The 19,143-nt window shown below is 66.2% G+C and carries 23 protein-coding genes and 2 tRNA genes; 10 read left to right on the top strand and 15 right to left on the bottom strand.

The window, feature by feature from the left end:
• Positions 1–39: 39 nt before the first annotated feature.
• Positions 40–2,304 (top strand): ATP-binding protein, encoded by a 2,265-nt coding sequence (locus tag PV764_RS15900; RefSeq protein WP_421117151.1) that lies wholly within the window; start codon positions 40–42, stop codon positions 2,302–2,304.
• 1 nt (position 2,305) lies between these two features.
• Here the strand turns inward: PV764_RS15900 and bfr are convergent, their stop codons facing one another.
• From bfr to PV764_RS15915, 3 genes are all read right to left on the bottom strand, one after another.
• Complete coding sequence (gene bfr, locus PV764_RS15905) at positions 2,306–2,776, bottom strand: bacterioferritin (RefSeq protein ID WP_019185321.1); 471 nt, start codon at positions 2,774–2,776, stop codon at positions 2,306–2,308.
• Positions 2,777–2,919: 143 nt separating this feature from the next.
• The gene (locus tag PV764_RS15910; protein WP_019185320.1) at positions 2,920–3,126 is read right to left on the bottom strand and encodes a (2Fe-2S)-binding protein; all 207 of its coding nucleotides are present in this window, start codon (positions 3,124–3,126) and stop codon (positions 2,920–2,922) included.
• Positions 3,127–3,242: 116 nt separating this feature from the next.
• Positions 3,243–3,872 (bottom strand): RNA pyrophosphohydrolase, encoded by a 630-nt coding sequence (locus PV764_RS15915; protein WP_019185319.1) that lies wholly within the window; start codon positions 3,870–3,872, stop codon positions 3,243–3,245.
• A gap of 121 nt (positions 3,873–3,993) precedes the next feature.
• On the opposite strand from PV764_RS15915, the gene PV764_RS15920 reads away from it, so the two are divergent.
• Positions 3,994–4,070, top strand: a tRNA-Met gene (locus PV764_RS15920).
• A 49-nt stretch (positions 4,071–4,119) separates the two neighbouring features.
• Positions 4,120–4,194 (top strand) — tRNA-Gln (locus tag PV764_RS15925).
• Positions 4,195–4,460: 266 nt separating this feature from the next.
• Here PV764_RS15925 and rpsI read toward each other — a convergent pair.
• Entirely contained in the window at positions 4,461–4,853 is a 393-nt protein-coding gene (gene rpsI / locus PV764_RS15930) for a 30S ribosomal protein S9 (RefSeq protein ID WP_019185318.1), read from the bottom strand.
• A 2-nt stretch (positions 4,854–4,855) separates the two neighbouring features.
• Positions 4,856–5,284 (bottom strand): 50S ribosomal protein L13, encoded by a 429-nt coding sequence (rplM, locus tag PV764_RS15935; protein WP_017354548.1) that lies wholly within the window; start codon positions 5,282–5,284, stop codon positions 4,856–4,858.
• Positions 5,285–5,465: 181 nt separating this feature from the next.
• Here rplM and coq7 point away from each other — a divergent pair, with 181 nt between their 5' ends.
• Positions 5,466–6,110 (top strand): 2-polyprenyl-3-methyl-6-methoxy-1,4-benzoquinone monooxygenase, encoded by a 645-nt coding sequence (coq7, locus tag PV764_RS15940; protein ID WP_019185317.1) that lies wholly within the window; start codon positions 5,466–5,468, stop codon positions 6,108–6,110.
• Positions 6,111–6,191: 81 nt separating this feature from the next.
• Here the strand turns inward: coq7 and sugE are convergent, their stop codons facing one another.
• Both sugE and speD read right to left on the bottom strand, forming a co-directional pair.
• Complete coding sequence (sugE, locus tag PV764_RS15945; RefSeq protein ID WP_046273055.1) at positions 6,192–6,509, bottom strand: quaternary ammonium compound efflux SMR transporter SugE; 318 nt, start codon at positions 6,507–6,509, stop codon at positions 6,192–6,194.
• A gap of 172 nt (positions 6,510–6,681) precedes the next feature.
• On the bottom strand, positions 6,682–7,476 hold the full coding sequence (gene speD, locus PV764_RS15950) for an adenosylmethionine decarboxylase (protein WP_019185315.1): 795 nt from the start codon (positions 7,474–7,476) through the stop codon (positions 6,682–6,684).
• A 170-nt stretch (positions 7,477–7,646) separates the two neighbouring features.
• On the opposite strand from speD, the gene crp reads away from it, so the two are divergent.
• Both crp and PV764_RS15960 read left to right on the top strand, forming a co-directional pair.
• Positions 7,647–8,312: a cAMP-activated global transcriptional regulator CRP gene (crp, locus tag PV764_RS15955; RefSeq protein ID WP_019185314.1), complete on the top strand. Its 666-nt coding sequence runs from the start codon at positions 7,647–7,649 to the stop codon at positions 8,310–8,312.
• Positions 8,313–8,434: 122 nt separating this feature from the next.
• Complete coding sequence (locus PV764_RS15960; protein WP_421117078.1) at positions 8,435–9,196, top strand: sulfite exporter TauE/SafE family protein; 762 nt, start codon at positions 8,435–8,437, stop codon at positions 9,194–9,196.
• Positions 9,197–9,246: 50 nt separating this feature from the next.
• Here the strand turns inward: PV764_RS15960 and PV764_RS15965 are convergent, their stop codons facing one another.
• From PV764_RS15965 to PV764_RS15990, 6 genes are all read right to left on the bottom strand, one after another.
• Positions 9,247–9,963, bottom strand: a complete 717-nt coding sequence (locus tag PV764_RS15965) for a haloacid dehalogenase-like hydrolase (RefSeq protein WP_070426110.1) — start codon at positions 9,961–9,963, stop codon at positions 9,247–9,249.
• A complete protein-coding gene (gene trpC / locus PV764_RS15970; RefSeq protein WP_019185311.1) occupies positions 9,960–10,754 on the bottom strand; it encodes an indole-3-glycerol phosphate synthase TrpC in 795 nt (264 codons plus the stop codon). Before trpC ends, PV764_RS15965 begins: the two co-directional genes overlap by 4 nt.
• Positions 10,755–10,817: 63 nt before the next feature.
• Positions 10,818–11,855 (bottom strand): anthranilate phosphoribosyltransferase, encoded by a 1,038-nt coding sequence (trpD, locus tag PV764_RS15975; RefSeq protein WP_421117079.1) that lies wholly within the window; start codon positions 11,853–11,855, stop codon positions 10,818–10,820.
• A gap of 33 nt (positions 11,856–11,888) precedes the next feature.
• Complete coding sequence (locus PV764_RS15980) at positions 11,889–12,467, bottom strand: anthranilate synthase component II (protein WP_019185309.1); 579 nt, start codon at positions 12,465–12,467, stop codon at positions 11,889–11,891.
• 75 nt (positions 12,468–12,542) lie between these two features.
• The gene (gene trpE / locus PV764_RS15985; protein WP_421117080.1) at positions 12,543–14,018 is read right to left on the bottom strand and encodes an anthranilate synthase component I; all 1,476 of its coding nucleotides are present in this window, start codon (positions 14,016–14,018) and stop codon (positions 12,543–12,545) included.
• 223 nt (positions 14,019–14,241) lie between these two features.
• A complete protein-coding gene (locus tag PV764_RS15990; protein ID WP_139146347.1) occupies positions 14,242–15,366 on the bottom strand; it encodes a hypothetical protein in 1,125 nt (374 codons plus the stop codon).
• 34 nt (positions 15,367–15,400) lie between these two features.
• Between PV764_RS15990 and PV764_RS15995 the strand changes: the two genes are divergently transcribed.
• From PV764_RS15995 to PV764_RS16010, 4 genes are read left to right on the top strand one after another with little or no spacing between them, the layout of a single operon-like run.
• Positions 15,401–16,294 (top strand): hypothetical protein, encoded by an 894-nt coding sequence (locus PV764_RS15995; protein WP_421117081.1) that lies wholly within the window; start codon positions 15,401–15,403, stop codon positions 16,292–16,294.
• 29 nt (positions 16,295–16,323) lie between these two features.
• Positions 16,324–16,665 (top strand): hypothetical protein, encoded by a 342-nt coding sequence (locus PV764_RS16000; RefSeq protein ID WP_019185305.1) that lies wholly within the window; start codon positions 16,324–16,326, stop codon positions 16,663–16,665.
• Positions 16,666–16,675: 10 nt separating this feature from the next.
• Positions 16,676–16,894, top strand: a complete 219-nt coding sequence (locus PV764_RS16005) for a hypothetical protein (RefSeq protein ID WP_421117082.1) — start codon at positions 16,676–16,678, stop codon at positions 16,892–16,894.
• Positions 16,895–16,933: 39 nt separating this feature from the next.
• On the top strand, positions 16,934–17,392 hold the full coding sequence (locus PV764_RS16010; RefSeq protein ID WP_421117083.1) for a hypothetical protein: 459 nt from the start codon (positions 16,934–16,936) through the stop codon (positions 17,390–17,392).
• Positions 17,393–17,458: 66 nt separating this feature from the next.
• Here PV764_RS16010 and yegS read toward each other — a convergent pair whose 3' ends face one another.
• Both yegS and PV764_RS16020 read right to left on the bottom strand, forming a co-directional pair.
• The gene (gene yegS / locus PV764_RS16015; RefSeq protein ID WP_019185303.1) at positions 17,459–18,391 is read right to left on the bottom strand and encodes a lipid kinase YegS; all 933 of its coding nucleotides are present in this window, start codon (positions 18,389–18,391) and stop codon (positions 17,459–17,461) included.
• A gap of 75 nt (positions 18,392–18,466) precedes the next feature.
• Complete coding sequence (locus PV764_RS16020; RefSeq protein ID WP_284128683.1) at positions 18,467–18,958, bottom strand: hypothetical protein; 492 nt, start codon at positions 18,956–18,958, stop codon at positions 18,467–18,469.
• Between the last annotated feature and the right edge of the window lie 185 nt (positions 18,959–19,143).

Below are 19,143 nucleotides of genomic sequence, written 5' to 3' on the forward strand. Positions count from 1 at the left end.
GGACGGCCAGCCCCCTCGCCCACCCCGGCCTCGCTGTGGATCGCCGCCGGGTCGGCCGCGGCCTGCGCGACCGCCGGCGTGATGGCACGGATCGGCGCCAATGGCCCCTGGATCGACATCGCCGCGGGCACCGCCGTGCTGGCGCTGCTGGCTGCGCTGCAGGTGGTGCGCCGCTGGCGGGAGACGCAGGATCAGTTCCACACCCTGCAGCTGCGCAGCGAGTCGCTGCTGCTGGAGCGCGATCACCTTCAACAACGCCGGCAGCAGCAGAACCAGCTCGAACAGGAACTGCTCAGCGCCAAGCAGGCCGCCGAAGCCGCGGCGCTGGCCAAGGGTGAGTTCCTGGCCACGATGAGCCATGAGATCCGCACGCCGCTCAACGGCATCCTGCCGATGCTGGACCTGATCGCGCGCGGCCAGCTCGGCAGCGACCAGCGGCAGATGCTGCAGACCGCCGCGACCAGCTCGCAGCAGCTGCTTCGCATCGTCGATGACATCCTCGATTACTCGCGGCTCGAAGCCAGGGGCCTGAACCTGGAGATCACCACGTTCAACCTGCGCGAGCTGCTGGAAGGACTGGTGCAGCTCATGCAGCGTGCCGCCGATCCCAAGGGCCTGCAGCTGTCGCTCGAGCTGGACCCGGCGGTGCGGTTGTCGGTTCGCGGCGATCCGGTGCGGCTGCGCCAGGTGCTCAGCAACCTGCTGGTCAACGCGATCAAGTTCACCGAGCGCGGCCAGATCCGGCTGCGCGTGCAGCGCCAGGGCGAGACCAACGCACAGCACCAGCTGCGGTTCGAGATCGCCGACAGCGGCATCGGCATCGATGACGCCCTGCAGGCGCGCCTGTTCCAGTCCTTCAGCCAGGCCGATGCCTCGACCACGCGCCTGTATGGCGGCACCGGCCTGGGGCTGGCGATCTGCAAGCGCATCATCGATCTCATGCACGGCCGCATCGGCGTGCATTCCACGCCCGGGCAGGGTGCCACGTTCTGGTTCGAGATCCCGCTGCTCAAGGTGATCGGCGACCTGCCCGCCATCGGCACCGTGCGCCGCGCCCTGCTGATCACGCGCGATGCGTTGCTGGCCCAGCGCATCGAGCGCGTGGCCCAGCACCATGACCTGCGCCTGCACACGGTGGAGACCGCCGCCGAAGCGATCGACGCCCTGCGCGCGCCGCAGCGCCCCGGCATCGACCCGGTGCTGGCCTGGGTCATCGGCGACACTGACGGCCTGCGTCACGGCACCCAGGCGCTGCAGAAGGCATTGGCCGGCAACGAGCGGCATGCCGGAGCGCAGCTGTTGTGGCTGTACGGCGAGGAGGCACCCGCGCCCGAGGCCCTCGGCCCGGGACCGGCGCTGCCGCGGCAGGTTGCAGACAGCGAACTGCATGCACTGCTGAGGCCGGTGGTCGCCAGCGCCCGGCCGGCCGCGCTGCTGGCCGAGGTGGAGTACGCCGGCTCGCCCATGGCCCTGCCGCAGTTCCCATTGCGCGTGCTGCTGGTGGAGGACAACAGCGTGAACCTGCTGGTCGCCCAGCGCCTGCTGCAGGTATTGGGCTGCGAGGTGGAGACCGCCACGCAGGGCGAGCAGGCGCTGGCGGCGCTGCACGCGCGGCCATTCGATGTGGTGTTGATGGATTGCCAGATGCCGGTGCTGGATGGCTACGACACCACCCGCCGCTGGCGCGCGCACGAGGCCCCGCGCGGCACCGCACGGTTGCCGATCGTGGCGATGACCGCCAACGCGATGGCCGGCGACCGCGAGCGCTGCCTGCAGGCCGGCATGGATGACTACCTGTCCAAGCCGATCAACCGCGAAACGCTGCAGGCCGTACTGGCGCGCTGGGGCAGTGCGATGGCCGATGACCCGGCAGTGCAGCCACCGTCCCTGCCTCAGCACGCGCCGGCTCCGCCCGCCGCTTCGCCGACCCGCGACGAGTCACCGGCCCCGGTGCTCGATCAGGAGGTGCTGGATGAACTGCTGGAGGTAGTCGGCGCCGACACCGCGCGCATCATCGGCGTGTTCCTGGATGACACGCCACCGTTGATCCGGCAGCTGCAGGACGCCTCGGTTGCCGCGGATCTGGACCAGCTGCGCGCGTTGGCGCACAGCCTCAAATCCGCCAGTGCGAATGTGGGTGCGATGGCCTTGTCGGCCGCGGCCTGGCGGATCGAGCACGATGCCCGCGCCGGCACGCTGGAGCGCCCCGCGGTCGCGGTGGCGCTGTTGATCGCCGAGTTCGCGCGTGCACGGATCGCGCTGGGCGGCTATCACGCCCGCCTGCGCGCCCCGTTGCAGGGCTGACTCAGTCTTCGATCTTGGTCAGCAGGTAGTTCGGTTCGCCGATGCGCTCGATCAGATCCAGCTGGGTTTCCAGCCAGTCGATATGCTCTTCCTCGGACTCGAGGATCTTCACGAACAGCTGGCGGCTGACGTAGTCACCGATCGAATCGGCATAGGCCACCGCTTCGCGCAGGGTCACCACGCCATCGCGTTCCAGGCTGAGGTCGCACTGCAGGATCTCGGCCGGGTTCTCGCCGATGCGCAGCTTGCCCAGTGCCTGGAAGTTCGGCAGGCCTTCGAGGAAGAGGATGCGGTCGGACAGGATGTCCGCATGCTTCATCTCTTCGATCGATTCCTTGTACTCGTGATCGGCGAGCTCCTTCAGACCCCAGTTCTTCAGCATCTTGGCGTGCAGGAAGTACTGGTTGATGGCGGTCAGCTCGTTGTAGAGGACCTTGTTGAGGAATTCGATGACTTTCGCGTCGCCCTTCATGAGCGTGCTCCTGCTGCGTGGAATCGCGGGCACTGTAGCGCGTCGCGCGGAAGCATGAAGGAACGCGAATCGTGCTCAGTTGCGACCCGGCAGAAGGGCAAGCCCACCCTGGGCGGCCGGCGACTCGCGGGCGCACCGCCCGGTCAGGCGGCCTGGAGGCCCAGGACCGGCAGGGGCAGATCGTGGGTGGCGCTGAACTTGGCCAGCAGGTCCGCCGCCATGTCCAGGCAGGACCCGCAGGTGGCGCCGCAGCCGGTGCGCATCGTCAACTCGGACACGCTCGCGACACCGCTCTGGGCGGCTTCACGGATCTGATGGTCGGTAACCCCGTTGCAGATGCAGACGTACACGTGCGGACTCGGCAGGCAGGCCCGGATCGGCCTGCTGCTATTCCAATCGAAACGAGAATGGTTGTCAATTTCGAACCTGAATCATTCTCGATACGGTTCACGGCCACCGGGATCGCTCAGACCGCGCCCGGCTCGCCCTTGGTCTTGCGCGGCCAGTAGCCGCCGCCCCGCTTGGGCGTGGTGCGCTTGCGTGGCCGGTCGTGGCCGGCCGCATTGCCGGGCATCCAGGCTTCCTGGGCGGATTTCGGCATCGATTCCACCCCCGTCCCGGCCACTCCCCGGGCCAGCGGCGCCAGATGGCGCAGGGCGCGTGCGTAGACGCCCCGCTTGAACATCACCACGTGCTCCACCGGGTACCAGAAGTCGACCCAACGCCACTGGTCGAATTCGGGGCTGTCGGTATGGTCCAGGGTGACGTGGGATTCGTCCCCGGCCAGCCGCAGCAGGAACCACACCTGCTTCTGGCCGATGCAGACCTGCCGTTCATTGCGGCGGATGGCCCGGGCCGGCAGCCGATAGCGAAGCCAACCCGGCGTCGCCCCGAGCACTTCAACGTGCTCCGGCAACAGCCCGGTCTCTTCCTGCAACTCGCGATACATGGCTTCGACAGGCGTCTCGTCGGTGTTCATGCCGCCCTGCGGGAACTGCCAGCCATCCCGGCGCACGCGTCGTGCCCAGAAAACCTGCCCATCCTGCCGCATCAGCACAATACCGACGTTCGGTCGATAGCCGTCCGGATCGATCACGATGCGGACTCCTAGAAAAATCTACTGATCGGGACTGTGCCACGCCCGCTGCCCACTCACAAGCGCGGTGAAAAAGTGTTGACAGATTCCAGATACATCTCCAGAATTACCGGCTCCCTGAGGCTATGTAGCTCAGCCGGTTAGAGCACAGCACTCATAATGCTGGGGTCGGTGGTTCGAGTCCACCCATAGCCACCAAGTTCGCTTGGTTTTTCAGGGAGAAAGTGCAATAATTGCACGCACATTTTGCCCCGTCGCCAAGCGGTAAGGCACCTGACTCTGACTCAGGCATTCGGTGGTTCGAATCCATCCGGGGCAGCCAAACAAACAGAAAAGGCCGATCGAAAGATCGGCCTTTTCTGTTTGTTTGGGCGTTTGTCGGGACGCGAAGCGCCCGGACCCCACACCTTGCGCAGCAAGGTGTGGGCGCCAGCCCTCCCCTGCCCTGCCTGCCACATCCCCTCGCCTGGCGGCGCGCGCCCCCGGACGGGGACACCCACCCCCGGAAACGACAAAAGCCCGGCCGAAGCCGGGCTTTTGCGTACCTCCCAGGGGGATCCCGAAGGATCCCACGCCAGGCGCGATGGATCAGCGCTTGGAGAACTGGGTGGCGCGACGTGCCTTGTGCAGGCCGACCTTCTTACGCTCGACTTCACGGGCGTCACGGGTCATGAAGCCAGCCTTGCGCAGCTCGGACTTCAGGGTTTCGTCGTACTCGATCAGCGCGCGGGCGATGCCCAGACGGATCGCACCGGCCTGACCGGTGGTACCACCGCCAGCAGCGGTGACCATGATGTCGAAGGTTTCGGTGTTCTTGGTCAGTTCCAGCGGCTGACGCACGATCATGCGTGCAGTCTCACGGCCAAAGAACTCGTCCAGCGGACGGCCATTGACGGTGATGTTGCCGGCGCCCTTGCGCAGGAACACGCGGGCGGTGGAGGACTTGCGGCGGCCGGTGCCGTAGTTTTGCGTGATAGCCATGATTAGATATCCAGAACCTGGGGCTGCTGAGCGGCGTGCGGGTGCTCGGAACCCGAGTACACCTTGAGCTTGCGGTACATGGCGCGGCCCAGCGGGCCCTTCGGCAGCATGCCCTTGACGGCGGTCTCGATGACGCGCTCCGGGTGGCGCTCAAGCGCCTGGGCCAGAGTTTCGGTCTTCAGGTTGCCGATGTAGCCAGTGAAGCGGTGGTACAGCTTGTCCTGCAGCTTGTTGCCGGTGACGGCAATCTTTTCTGCATTGATGACAACCAGGTAATCACCGGTATCAACGTGGGGGGTGTAGACCGGCTTGTGCTTGCCGCGCAGACGGCGGGCCAGCTCGGTGGACAGACGGCCCAGCGTCTTGCCGGAAGCGTCGACGAGATACCAGTCGCGCTGGACGGTCTCGGACTTTGCAGTGAAAGTGCTCATGAAAGAACTCAAGTAGGTCGGGCTCATTACGGCGCAGTACGGCCGGAACTCTGCCACGCGTTGTGAAGAGGCGGGATTGTACTGGCCATCCCCACCACATGCAAGTTGACCCCGATCCCGGCTTGGCACACCGGCCCCATGGGGCGAGAATCGACGGTCCCCCGCCGCGACACCGCCTGCCATGACCGCGCTCCGCCAGATCACCCCGCTCGACCACCTGCTGACCGAAGCCCAGCGGGCCCTGGATACGGTGTTCGGCAACCCGCCGGCCAGCCGCCCCTACCCCGCCGAGGGCACCCCGGACGTGCAGATGGCCGCACCCGAGCGCCGCCACGCCGCCGGCCTGATGCGCATCAACCACGTCGGCGAGGTCTGCGCCCAGGGCCTGTACTTCGGCCAGGCCGCGGTCGCCCGCGAGCCGGAAACCCGCGCCCACCTGCTCGATGCGGCCCAGGAAGAGACCGACCACCTGGCCTGGTGCGCCCAGCGCCTGCGCGAACTGGACAGCCGTCCCAGCCTGTTCAACCCGATCTGGTATGCCGGCAGCTACACCATCGGCACCCTGGCGGGCCTGCGCGGGGACGGCTGGAACCTGGGTTTCGTGGTTGAAACCGAGCGCCAGGTGGAAGCCCATCTGGACGAACACCTGGACACCCTGCCGCCGGCCGACCTGCGCAGCCGCGAGGTGATCAAGGTGATGAAGATCGACGAGGCCCGCCACGCCGACCACGCCGAGCATGCCGGCGCGCGCAGGCTGCCCGCCCCGATCCCATCGGTGATGGCGCTGGCCTCCAAGGTCATGAAGACCATCGCGTACCGGTTGTAACGGCGTATCGACCAACGGTCGATACCTGCCGCGGTGGCGCGGAGGCCCAGCGGTAGCGTCCGACCGTTGGCCGGGCGACGATCAGGCCGAGACCAGCTTCAGCCCGATCACACCGGCCACGATCAACGCGATGCAGGCCAGCCGCGACGGCGAAGCGCTGTCGCCGAACAGGAAGATGCCCAGCATCGCCACGCCCAGTGCGCCGATCCCGGTCCAGATCGCATAGGCGGTGCCGACCGGAATGGATTTCATGGCCTGGCTCATCAGGTAGAGGCTGACCAGGGCGGCGGCGACGGTGGCCAGCGTGGGAAGGGGCTTGCTGAAGCCTTCGGAGTACTTCATTCCGATGGCGAAGCCGATCTCGAACAGACCGGCCACGAGAAGATAGATCCAGGGCATGGGGGATTCCTTGGGTTAACAAAAACAAAACGGCCCGGTGTTTTCACACCGGACCGTCGTCGGTAGCTGCCGTGGAACCCGATTTTGCGCAAACACCGGTTCCACAGGGCGGGCCGTCCCGCCTGGACGAGGTCGGCCGGGGCCAGGCCCGGACGACATCGCAGGGTGTGCCTTACTCGGCCAGGTTGCGCCCGTGGAACAGCTCTTCGATCTCACGACGCAGCAGCGCCTCGATCTTCATGCGTTCCTTGAACGACAGGTTCTTGGCCTTCTCTTCGAACAGGTACTGGTCCAGGTCGAAGTCCTTCAGGTGCATCTTCGTGTGGAAGATGTTTTCCTGATAGACATTGACGTCGAACATCTCGTAGCGCGACTTGATGTTCTTGGCCAGGAAGTTCTGGATCGAGTTGATCTTGTGATCGATGTAGTGCTTCTTGCCCTTCACGTCACGGGTGAAGCCACGCACGCGGTAGTCCATGATCACGATGTCCGATTCCAGACTCTCGATCAGGTAGTTCAGCGCTTTCAGCGGGGAAATCACGCCACAGGTGGCCACATCGATGTCCGCGCGGAACGTGGCGATGCCCTCCTGCGGATGGGTTTCCGGGTAGGTATGGACAGTGATGTGGCTCTTGTCCATATGGGCGACCACGGCATCGGAGATCAGCTCCTTGCCGGCCTGCTTCTTGTCGATCACCGGCTCTTCCGAGATCAGGATCGTCACCGAGGCACCCTGGGGGTCGTAGTCCTGGCGGGCCACGTTCAGGATGTTCGCGCCGATGATCTCGGCAACGTCGGTCAGGATCTGAGTCAGCCTATCGGCGTTGTACTCTTCATCAATATATTCGATGTAACGCTGACGCTCCTCTTCGGTGCGGGCGTAACAGACGTCATAGATGTTGAAGCTCAGCGCCTTGGTGAGGTTGTTGAAACCCTGCAACCTCAGGCGAGGCAACGGCTTGACCACGGCGGTCGATCCTGTGTGTGGTGGGAAAGAAGTAATTATGGGGCAAAGTGATCGGGGGCGAAACTTGCATTGAAACGAGTAGCTGTGCTCGGTTTGCCCTTAACAATTCGGATCGTTAAGCTCCCGGCACATAGCCGTGAATTCTTCATGAGCAATCGGAGCGCCTCAACGTGTCAACTGTGCGCCTTGCCACAAGTCCATTGGCCCTGGATATCGCAACAATCGATCGCTTCCTGGCCCACAGCCACCGCCGCCGTTATCCCGCCCGTACCGACGTGTTCCGTCCGGGGGATCCGGCAGGCACCCTGTACTACGTCATCAGCGGCTCCGTCTCAATAATGGCTGAGGAAGATGACGATCGTGAGCTGGTGCTGGGCTACTTCGGCTCGGGAGAGTTCGTCGGCGAGATGGGGCTGTTCGTGGAATCGGACCGCCGCGAGGTGATCCTGCGCACCCGCACCCCGTGCGAACTGGCCGAGATCAGCTACGAACGCCTGCATCAGCTGTTCCTCGGCCCGCTCTCCGCCGATGCCCCGCGGCTGCTCTACTCGATCGGCCAGCAGCTCTCCAAGCGCCTGCTCGACACCAGCAGGAAAGCCAGCCGCCTGGCCTTCCTGGACGTGACCGACCGCATCGTGCGGACCCTGCACGACCTGTCCCGCGAGCCGGAGGCCATGAGCCACCCGCAGGGCACCCAGCTGCGCGTCTCGCGCCAGGAGCTGGCGCGCCTGGTCGGCTGCTCGCGTGAAATGGCCGGCCGCGTGCTCAAGAAGCTGCAGACCGACGGGCTGCTGCATGCCCGCGGCAAGACCGTCGTTCTGTACGGCACCCGTTGATCCTGCCCGCGTAGTGCCGGCCGCTGGCCGGCAACCACGCAGATCCCCCATGCCCGTCGACCTGGACGAGGTGGCCGGCCAACGGCCGGCACTACCTGCCCATTTGCCGCTAGGCTGTTCGCATGGAACTTGGCAGCGAATTCTATTGGTTCATCCTGATCGGCCTGGGCGCACAGCTGGTCGATGGCGCATTGGGCATTGCCTTCGGGCTGGTGTCCTCCTCGGTGATGCTGAGCATGGGCGTGCCGCCGGCAGCCGTGAGCGCCAGCGTGCACACCGCTGAAGTCTTCACCACCGGCGCCTCCGGGGTGTCGCACCTGGTCGCCGGCAATGTGGACCGCCGGCTGTTCCTGCGCCTGGCCCTGCCCGGCGCGGTCGGTGGTGTGGTGGGCGCCTACGTGCTGACCCAGCTGCCCGGTGACGTGATCCGCCCCTTCATCTATATGTATCTGCTGGTGCTGGCGATCTTCATCCTGCTACGCGCGGCCGGCCGGATGCTGCCGGCGCAGGAAGTGAAGCGTGTCCCGCTGCTGGGCTTCGTGGCCGGCCTGCTGGATGCCAGCGGCGGCGGTGGCTGGGGGCCGGTGGCCACCTCCACCCTGCTCGCCCGCGGCGGAAAGGCCCGCACCACCATCGGCACGGTCAATGCCGCCGAGTTCGTGGTGACCCTCGCGGTGTCGATCACCTTCCTGCTGACCATGGGCGTGCAGTACCTGAACATCGTCGCCGGCCTGCTGATCGGCGGCATGATGGCCGCGCCGATCGCCGCGATTCTGGTCAAGAACGTCAAGGAACGCTGGGTATTGATCGCCGTCGGCGTGCTGGTCCTGGGCATCAGCCTGTTCCAGATCAGCCACGCAATCGTGCAGTGGCGCGCAGGCTGAGCCGGACGCGACACGCTTTTCAGCCCTTCCCGGGCGTTTTCAGCGCCGGATCAGACCGGGTCGCCGGCCCGGTCCACGCAGCCCCAGTTGAGCACCGGGGTACCCGGGGGCAGCACCTGGCGGAAGTACGCCACCCGCGAGGCCTTGGGATTGACCACGACCGGCGCGGCCGCGGCCAGCAGCAGCGGCAGGTCGGCGCTGCTGTCGGAGTAGGCGACGTCGATCTCGCCATACCCGCGCTCGCGCAGCATCCGCATCTTTTCTTCGTTGTGGCAGTGCCGGGTGGCGATGACCGCGCCCAGGAACGGGCCGACCTCGCTGCCGATCACCGGCACGCCCTGGTGGGCGACGAAGGCCAGGATCGCGCGGGCCAGTTCCGGCGGCGCACCGGTGGCGACCACCACGCGGTCTCCGGCGGCCCGGTGGCGGGCAAACACCTCCAGCGCGACCGGCAGCAGGCGGCGGCGGATGTCGGCCTCGTGCTTGAGCACGTAGCGGTCGATCACCTTGTTGAACTCGCGCGCCCGGTGCAGGCCGAACGTGGCGATCCAGACATAGCCGGAGATGCCGCGGCGCCGGGTCGGCAGGAACGCCACCAGCGGGCCGAGCAGCGGCGTGGCGATGAGGGCGGCCAGCAGCCGCAGCGGGTTGCGCTTGATCAGCCAGGCGAACAGATGGCTGCCGGAATCGCCGTCATACAGGGTGTGATCGAAATCGAAGACCACCAGCGGGGCGTCGTCGCGCGGCGTTGGGTAGATCGCTGTCATGCGCTGAAGAATAGCTGACGCAGGCCCTCGCCGGGCTCTTCCACGCGCATGAAGGCCTCGCCGACCAGGAACGCATTGACCCCGGCCTCACGCATCACCGAGACATCGGCCGGGCCGAGGATGCCGCTTTCGGTGACCAGCAGGCGGTCGCGCGGTACGGCCTGGCGCATGTCCAGCGTGGTCTGCAGCGAGACCTCGAAGGTGCGCAGGTTACGGTTGTTGATGCCGATCAGCGGCACCGGCACCTGGATGGCACGCTCCAGCTCGTCGATGTCGTGCACTTCCACCAGCACGTCCATGCCCAGCTGCATGGCCAGGTCGGAAAGCTCGGCCAGCTGGCGGTCGTCCAAAGCAGCCACGATCAGCAGGATGCAGTCCGCGCCGAGCACGCGCGCTTCATACACCTGGTAGGCATCGATCACGAAGTCCTTGCGCAGCACCGGCAGCGTGCAGGCCTCCCGGGCCTGCTGCAGATAGGCATCGCTGCCCTGGAAGAAATCCACGTCGGTCAGCACCGACAGGCAGCTGGCGCCACCGAACTCGTAGCTCACCGCGATATCGGCCGGATGGAAGTCAGGGCGGATCACGCCCTTGGACGGACTGGCCTTCTTGATCTCGGCGATCACGGCCGGGTTGCCGGCGGTGATCGAGGCGCGCAGCGCATCGGCGAACCCCCGCACCGGCGGGGCCTGCTCCACGCGCGCGATCAGCGCCTCCAGCGGCACCTGGGCACGGCGTGCGGCGACTTCTTCGGCCTTGCGGGCCAGGATGGTATCGAGGATGTCGCTCATGTCATTGGGGTCCTGGAGGCCGGCCATTATCGGCCAGCCCCGCTGAATTCTGAAAACGCGGGCTCAGACGGCCCCGCGGATGCGGCGGGTGGCGGCCACGTACTGCTCCATCCGCGAGCGCGCACTGCCATCGGCCAGCACCGCACGCGCGCGGGCCAGGCCATCGGCGATGCTGTCGGCGACACCGGCCACATACAGGGCGGCGCCGGCGTTGAGGGCGACGATGTCCAGCGCCGGGCCGGGCTGGTTGTCGAGCACGCCGCGCAGCATGGCGATGGATTCCTCCGGACTGTCGACCTTGAGGTTGCGGCTGGCCGACATCGCGATACCGAAGTCTTCCGGATGGATCTCGTACTCGCGCACCTTGCCGTCGCGCAGCTCGCCGACCAGCGTGCCGGCGCCGAGCGAGATCTCATCCATGTTGTCGCGACCCCACACCACCAGCGCGCGCTCGGCACCGAGTTCGCGCAGCACGCGTGCCTGGATGCCGACCAGATCCGGGTGGAACACGCCCATCAGCACATTGGTCGCACCGACCGGATTGGTCAGCGGGCCGAGGATGTTGAAGATCGTGCGCACGCCCATTTCGCGGCGCACCGGCGCGACGACCTTCATCGCCGGGTGGTGCATCGGCGCGAACATGAAGCCGATGCCGGTTTCGGTGATCGCGCGCGCGACTTCGTCGGGGGTGAGGTCGATGATCGCGCCCAGCGCCTCGACCGCATCGGCACTGCCGGACTTGGAGGAGACACTGCGGTTGCCATGCTTGGCCACCTTGGCCCCCGCCGCGGACACCACGAACATCGCGCAGGTGGAGATGTTGAAGGTATGCGAGCCGTCGCCACCGGTACCGACGATGTCCACCAGGTGCGTCTTTTCCTCCACCGGCACGGCGAGCGCGAGCTCGCGCATCACGGTGGCGGCACCGGCGATTTCGCCGATGGTTTCCTTCTTGACCCGCAGGCCGGTCAGGATCGCGGCGGTCATCACCGGCGAGACCTCACCGCGCATGATCTGCCGCATCAGGTCGACCATTTCGTCGAAGAAGATTTCGCGGTGTTCGATGGTGCGCTGCAGGGCTTCCTGGGGGGAGAAGGTCATGCGGGGGTCCTTTGTGATGCAGGTGCAGCGCGCTCAGCGCTGCAGGAAATTCTTCAGCAGGGCGTGGCCATGCTCGGTGAGGATCGACTCGGGGTGGAACTGCACGCCCTCGACCGGGTACTCGCGATGGCGAAGGCCCATGATCTCTTCGATCGAGCCGTCCTCGTTCTCGGTCCAGGCGGTCATTTCCAGGCACGCCGGCAACGTGGTCTTGTCCACCACCAGCGAGTGGTAGCGCGTGGCCTGGTAGCGGTCCGGCAGGCCGGCGAACACGCCCTTGCCCTCATGCCGGATCGGCGAGGTCTTGCCGTGCATGATGTTGGTGGCGCGGATGACATCGCCGCCGTACACCTGGCCGATGCTCTGGTGGCCCAGGCACACGCCGAGGATCGGTGTGGTCGGGCCGAGCCGGCGGATCAGCTCCAGCGACACGCCCGCTTCGTTGGGCGTGCACGGGCCGGGCGAGATCACGATGCGCTCGGGCGCCAGCGCGGCGATCTCATCGACGCTCAACGCGTCGTTGCGCACCACCTTCACTTCGGCGCCGAGCGTCTGCAGGTACTGCACGAGGTTGTAGGTGAAGCTGTCGTAGTTGTCGAGCATCAACAACATGGTCAGGGTCCGTCTTGAATGGGGAAGTGGCGTGCGCGCAACCGCGCACGGGTCAGGCCGTTCGGCAGTGCGCCGTTACAGGCCCTTGGCAGCCTGCGCGACCGCACGGAACAGCGCGCGGCCCTTGTTCATCGTCTCGTCCCATTCCTTGCCGGGATCGGAGTCGTAGACGATGCCCGCACCGGCCTGCACGTGCAGGCGGCCGTCCTTGATCACCGCGGTGCGGATCGCGATCGCGGTGTCGGCATCGCCATGCCAGCCGATGTAGCCGATGCTGCCGGCGTAGACGTTGCGCTTGATCGGTTCCAGCTCGCGGATCACTTCCAGCGCGCGGATCTTCGGCGCACCGCTGACGGTGCCGGCCGGGAACGTCGCACGCAGCACGTCGGCATAGCTCAGGCCCGGCTGCAGCTGCCCGGTGACTTCGCTGACGATGTGCATGACGTGGCTGTAGCGCTCGATCACGAACTGCTCGCCCACTTCCACCGTGCCCGCCTGGGACACGCGGCCCGCATCGTTGCGGCCGAGATCGATCAGCATCAGATGCTCGGCGCGCTCCTTGGGGTCGGCCAGCAGTTCCACTTCCAGCGCGTTGTCTTCTTCGACCGTCGCGCCGCGCGGGCGGGTGCCGGCGATCGGACGCACGGTGACTTCCCCGTCCTGCAGGCGCACCAGGATTTCCGGCGAGGAACCGACCACCTGCACATCGCCGGTATCGAGGAAGTACATGTACGGCGAGGGATTGAGCGCACGCAGCGCGCGGTACACATCCACCGGGCGCGCCTTGAACGGCACGCTCAGGCGCTGGCTCAGCACCACCTGGAAGATGTCGCCGGCGCGGATGTATTCCTTGGATTTGTCGACCGCAGCGATGAAGCCTTCGCGGGTGAAGCCGGAGACGAAATCGTTCTCGTCCAGCACGTCGCGGGTGATCGGCGCGGGGTAGCCGGCACCGGACGCACGCAGTTTGGCGACCAGCGCATCCAGACGGGCCTGGGCCTCCTCCCATGCACCGGGCTGGCCCGGGTCGGCATGCACGATCAGGTACAGGCGGCCCTTGAGGTTGTCGAACACCGCCAGCTCTTCGGAATGCAGCAGCAGGATGTCCGGCGTGCCCAGCTCGTCGCGGCCACGCGGCGGCGCCAGGCGCGGTTCGATGTAGCCGATGCACTCAAAGCCAAACCAGCCGACCAGGCCCCCGGTGAAGCCGGGCAGACCGGCCAGCTTCGGCACCGAGTGGGCGCTGCGCAGGGCCTCGACCTCGGTGAACGGATCGGCGACCTCGCGGGTTTCCACCACGGTGCCGGATTCGCTGATGGTCAGGGTATGGCCGTGGAAGGCATACACCCGGCGCGCCGGCAGGCCGATGATGGAATAGCGCCCGAAGCGTTCGCCGCCCTCGACCGATTCAAACAGATAGGTATGCGGGCCGTCGGCGAGCTTCAGATAGACCGAGAGCGGCGTGTCCAGGTCGGACAGCACTTCACGGACGACGGGGATGCGGGTGTGGCCTTCAGCGGCCTGCTGCTGGAACTGCTCGAGCGTGATCAAGACGACTTTCCTTCCGGGAAACGGCGGTGGCGGGACGGACGACGGCAACAGGCCACCATCGCCACCAACGGCGAGCGGAAGAAAGGGTATGCGGGGTCGTCAGAATGGACACCCGGCGACTGTACCTCAGCCCGGCGCGGGGGGGAACCCCGCCCGGGCCTGCGTGCGGCCGCTCCAAGGCCGACGTGGCGGCCCACTCCGGCATGGAGCGACTGCCCGGGCGTCAGTACAGCGGCAGCGGGCGCTCACTGGCCAGCATGCCGTTCAGGGTGTCCAGCATCCTGACCAGGTCCACCTGCCGATGCAGGCGGGTCTTCTCGAAAATGCTCTGCAGGCGGGTCCGCGCACTCCCGACACCGATGCCGCAGGTCGCTGCGGCGGCCGACAGCTCGCCCTGGTGATGCAGCGCTACGGCCAGCGTCGCTTCGCCCGGGGTCAGGCCGAAAAGCTCGCGCAGGGTGGCGGACAGCCCCGCCGAAGAGCGGCGCACCAGCGTGTTGACCGTCATGACGAAACGGGCGGTGCCCGTACCGGGAATGTACTTTCCATAGGGCCGAAGCGATGCGAATCCTGCCAGGAGTCCATCTGCATCGTGCAGAGCGACGATGTCCTCTCCGGGGTCCTGCGCCGGACCGCCCCGCAGCGCCAGGCGCCGGACCAGGGCATTCCAACCCGCCCGCGAGGCGGGATGCACCGGCTCCAATGCCGCCTTTCGGCGCACACGCAGGACGCGCGCCAGCAGCATCTCCTCGCCCCCGGCATTGACCGATACTGGCCGCAGGTTCTCATCGAGAAGCAGCAGGGCCAGCGTTCCTGCCTGCCGCCACGCGTCCTGCAGTGCCTGGCGCAGCTCGAAGGCATTGACGAAGTGAGGGGCCAACGCTTCGCACAGTGCCACCTCGCGGGCATCGAAATCGCCGCGCCGCTCGGTTCCCACGAAGGTCAGCATGGTGACCTGGTCCGGCTTGCGCGAGGCACACAATGCCACCGAACGCAGCGTGTCGATCTGGCGCAGGAAATCCAGGTAGTACCGCGTTCCACGCATCTCATCGAGCGTGGCCACCCGATCGCTGACGATGACACTGCCAGCACGCATCGTCGGCGCGGCCCGGTTGAACCAGAGGTTGTCCACCGAGTAGAGCGTGTCTTCGTTGAAGCGCTCCACCGTACGCGGGTCGGCCATCGCGCCGGCCGCGACCAGCGCCCTGTGTCGCCCCCCGTGCACGTCGCGCAGGGTCACGCTGCCGGAGTGGCAACCGACCGCGCGACCGAGACGTTCAACGAATGACTGCATCCGCTCCGGGTCGGTGACCCCCGCGTACAGCTCTTCCATAAGCTCCGCTTTCACAACCATCTCCTGTGTTGTTCGTCAAGTCATGTCCATGACCTGCGTCGCTGCGCATCTGGACGCAGATTTGCCGCCATCCCATCACCACGTCAAGGACGCCATGGCCCTCTCTGCGCTGCGATCAGTTTCTACTGCGCTCACCCTGTCCCTGCTGCTCGTCGGATGCGGCGGCAGAGGCGATGCAGCCTCCCCGAGTACCGATAAGGACAGCAACGCCGCTGCGGCCGAGGGTGAGGCAAACGCCGATAAACCGGCGCCCACCCCCCTTCCTCAAGCCGACCTGGCCAAGCCGCTGGCCGAGTACCGCAAGTTGGATAGCGGCCAGCAGGTCATGTTTCTTTATGCCGCCATGTCCAAGCTTCCGACGGATTTCGACACGATGGCCAGCCTTGCCTCGCAGGAATACCGCGGCACCGCCGATACCTTCCGCCGCAAGGACCTGATGGGGGCGCTTCGCCCGCAGCTCGAACAGAGCATCGCAGACGCTGGCCGCTCGCCCTATTACTGGAGCGAACTGGATGATGCCGACCTGCAGGCCTATGACTTCGAGCGGAAGGGCTTCCCGGTCGGCGAATTCAACGGCGGCAAGTACCGCTACTTCATGGACATTCCGGAGTACAGCTACACCTGGGCCAATCCCGCGCAGGTCCAGCTTGCCCCGGTCGCTGACGAAACGGTTGCCCGCGAGCTCGAAGGGCTTCGCAGCCGATGGAACAGCAAACCCCGGCTGCGGACCTACTTCTTCGTCCAGTCTGCCGATCTGAACCAGCGTCGCATCAATGCCTATGTCACGCATGTCCAGCTTCTGGACCGCAGCGGACGCGTCCTGGCGTCCTACTCGCCCGATCCGGCGGTGGCCGCGCAGCCAGCGGAAGAGGATCCGTGCGTTTCACCGGAGGACTGCGCACGGCGTGCGTTGGGCAGCTGATCGTTTCGGAATCCACAGGGGAATCATCCATGAATCAACTCAATGAAAGCGACGTCCAGAACGCGCTGCAGCAGCGCCTCGTGCGCGAGGAAGCCGGGCGGCGCGCAACCGACGGCCTGATGCGCACGGCCAGGACGCTGCGATGGATCGGCTGGGGCTGCGCGCTGGTGCCGATCGTCGGCATCGTCGGTGTGGTGCTGTTCCTGCTCAGCACGATCCTGTGTTTCGCCTATGCGCAAAGCAAGGGGAACCCCGATGGCATCAAGCAGTTGTTGATCACCCTGGCCAGCCTGTTCGCTGCGGGCATCGTCTGGGTGCTGGTCAATCTCACCGTGCTCGGCCTGTTTGGCGCAGCCATGTCCATGCATTGAGGATCTGCACATGAACGGAATCACCTTGAAGCAGTCGCTGCTGTCGGCCGCTGCGGCGGCCGCATTGCTGGCCGGTCAGGCCGTGCCTGCCCACGCACAATCCGCCGACGCGCTCCGTCGTGAGAACGCACAGCTGCGTGCCCAGCTGGACGCGTTGAACCAACGCTGCGGCGTGCCGGCCCCCGACGACACCGGCGCACTGGAGCGGTTTGGCGATATCGAAGCGTGACTGGATTCGATCCGGGCAGGACAGCGCACGCGCGGCTCGGTGGAGATCGCGGTGACGATGACACTGCGCAATGTGTCATCGCAGCCGATGGTGTTGAATTATGAATACGACACCTTCAACGCGACCGACAGCCACGGCTATACCTACCGCTTCTTCGGCGGGCAGGACAAAGACACGATCAAGGGCATCCCGATCGCCACCACGAACCGGGTCGACCCGACCTTCACCCTGCTGCCAGGCCGATCCAGCACGGTCACCTTCCTCGTGCAGCGCGCCATGAACGAGGCGCAGACCCCGGGCAGCCGCTTCGATATCAGTGCCAGCTTCGGCCAGTACGAAAACCTGGGCCAGGGACGACTGCGACGGCTGCAGACATTCCCCGTTTCCTTCAAGGATCGCTCAGTCACGTCGGGCGGCGTCGCCACGGGTATCGGTGGGCGCGCGGATCAGACGGTTGAAAACGCGGCCGGCAGGTTGTTGGACCGCCTGTTCAAGTGAGCCGGGCACGGCAGGCGCCACCACGCGCCAGCCGTATGCAGGACGGCCCCGCAGCCGCGCCGGGACTCAGGCCCTGGACAGCAGCGGGCTGTCCAGCGCCACATGCAGGTTCACCCGCCCCGGCACGCAGTCGATGCGGAAATGGCGGGCTTGGACCGGCTCGCCATCCAGATTGAGGGTCAGCGGCGCCTCGGCCTCGATCTCCACCCACGGCGCCTGGACACGTTCGGCCACCTGTTCCAGCGCACCGCGCTTGCCGCCCTTGACCAGCGCAGCGAAGGTGGACGCCACCTCCCCGCTCAGCTCGGGAATCACGGTGATATCGAGCACACCATCGTCGATCAGGGCCTCCGGGCACAGCACCTGGCCGCCGCCGGCCTGGCGGCCGTTGCCAACGCCCAGCGCGATGAAGCCACCGGCCCATTCGAAGCCCGGCGCCCGGACCCGCGCCTGGATGGGATCGATCCGGCCCAGCCGCGAGACCCCGGTCACCAGATAGGCCAGCCCGCCGAGCACCTTCTTCAGGCCCTCATCGGTCTCCACCGTCACCTCGGTGCCGAAACCGCCACTGGCTACGTTCGCGCACCACCACACCTTGCCGTCGGCATCGATGCGCAGCAGATCGACCGGCCGCGCCGGCGCGTGCCTGATCAGCTCCAGCGCCGCCAGCGGTTCGTCGGGAATTTCGGCCGCCGTGGCGAAGTCATTGGCCGTGCCCAGCGGCAACAGGCCCAGCGACGGCAGTGCATCGGCCGGCTCCTCGCGATGGGCCAGCGTCTCGGCCACCTCGCTGAGCGTGCCGTCTCCGCCGGCCGCGATGATCGTGTCGACCCCGTGTGCGATCGCCTCGGCCACGTAGCGCTCGGCATCGCCCGACTCCCAGGTCACCCGCACCTCCAGCTGCACCCCGCGCTCGCGCAGTGCTGCCACCGCCTCGCGCACATCCTCATTGCCGGTGGCCTTGCCGTTGAGGATCAAACGCCAATGGGGACGGCTCATGCGGTACTTCCAGGGAGTGGGGAAGCGAAGGCTAGCAGCGCGCGGGGTGGCCGTCGGTGAAGCCGGCGAAACCGTTCAGCCGAGCGCCATGACCGCGACCCTCAGGGGATGCTTTTCCGTGTACATCGGCTCGTTTACATCGACATCGATGCCGCCGTCTGCACCGTCTTCTTCAAAGCACATGTATCGAGGGTTGTTCCAATCGTCGACCACGATGGCTTGCACAACGCTGCGGATATCCGTCGTTTCAACGTAGTGGCAGCCAAATGGCAGATGGCCGTGCCCGAATGACACCAGACTCAGGCGCAGCTGCCGCACCATCGCGTCGTGCCAGCAGTAGAACGTCATTGCGTGACCCGCGACCTGCGAGGCCCGGTGCGTGGCAACCCGGTTGATGAAGGCAACCACCGGCTCAACTTCCAGGTTCATTTCTGGAGGTGGAGAGAAAGCGCAGAGATTCCCACGCGCCTCGGTATTGATGGAGTCCAGATCAACGACCAGTGCATCTTCTGCCGCAAACTGGAACCATGATTCAAGCAGCGCAACGACATCGGCATCATTTTCCATCGACGCATTCTAGTGCGCATGCGCTGCTCTCCACAGGGCCATTGACGACATCATGTCATCTGCCTGTCATCGGCCACCGGGAGAATGGAAGGCCATAGCAGGGAAGATGGATGGAGGCAGGATCAGCCTCCCGCTGTTCCCGGGGCCGCATCTGCAAGGGTGCGGTCTTTTTTCTTGCCGCCGGG

It is taken from the genome of Stenotrophomonas sp. AS1 (genome assembly GCF_048957655.1).
Lineage (GTDB): Bacteria > Pseudomonadota > Gammaproteobacteria > Xanthomonadales > Xanthomonadaceae > Stenotrophomonas > Stenotrophomonas bentonitica_A.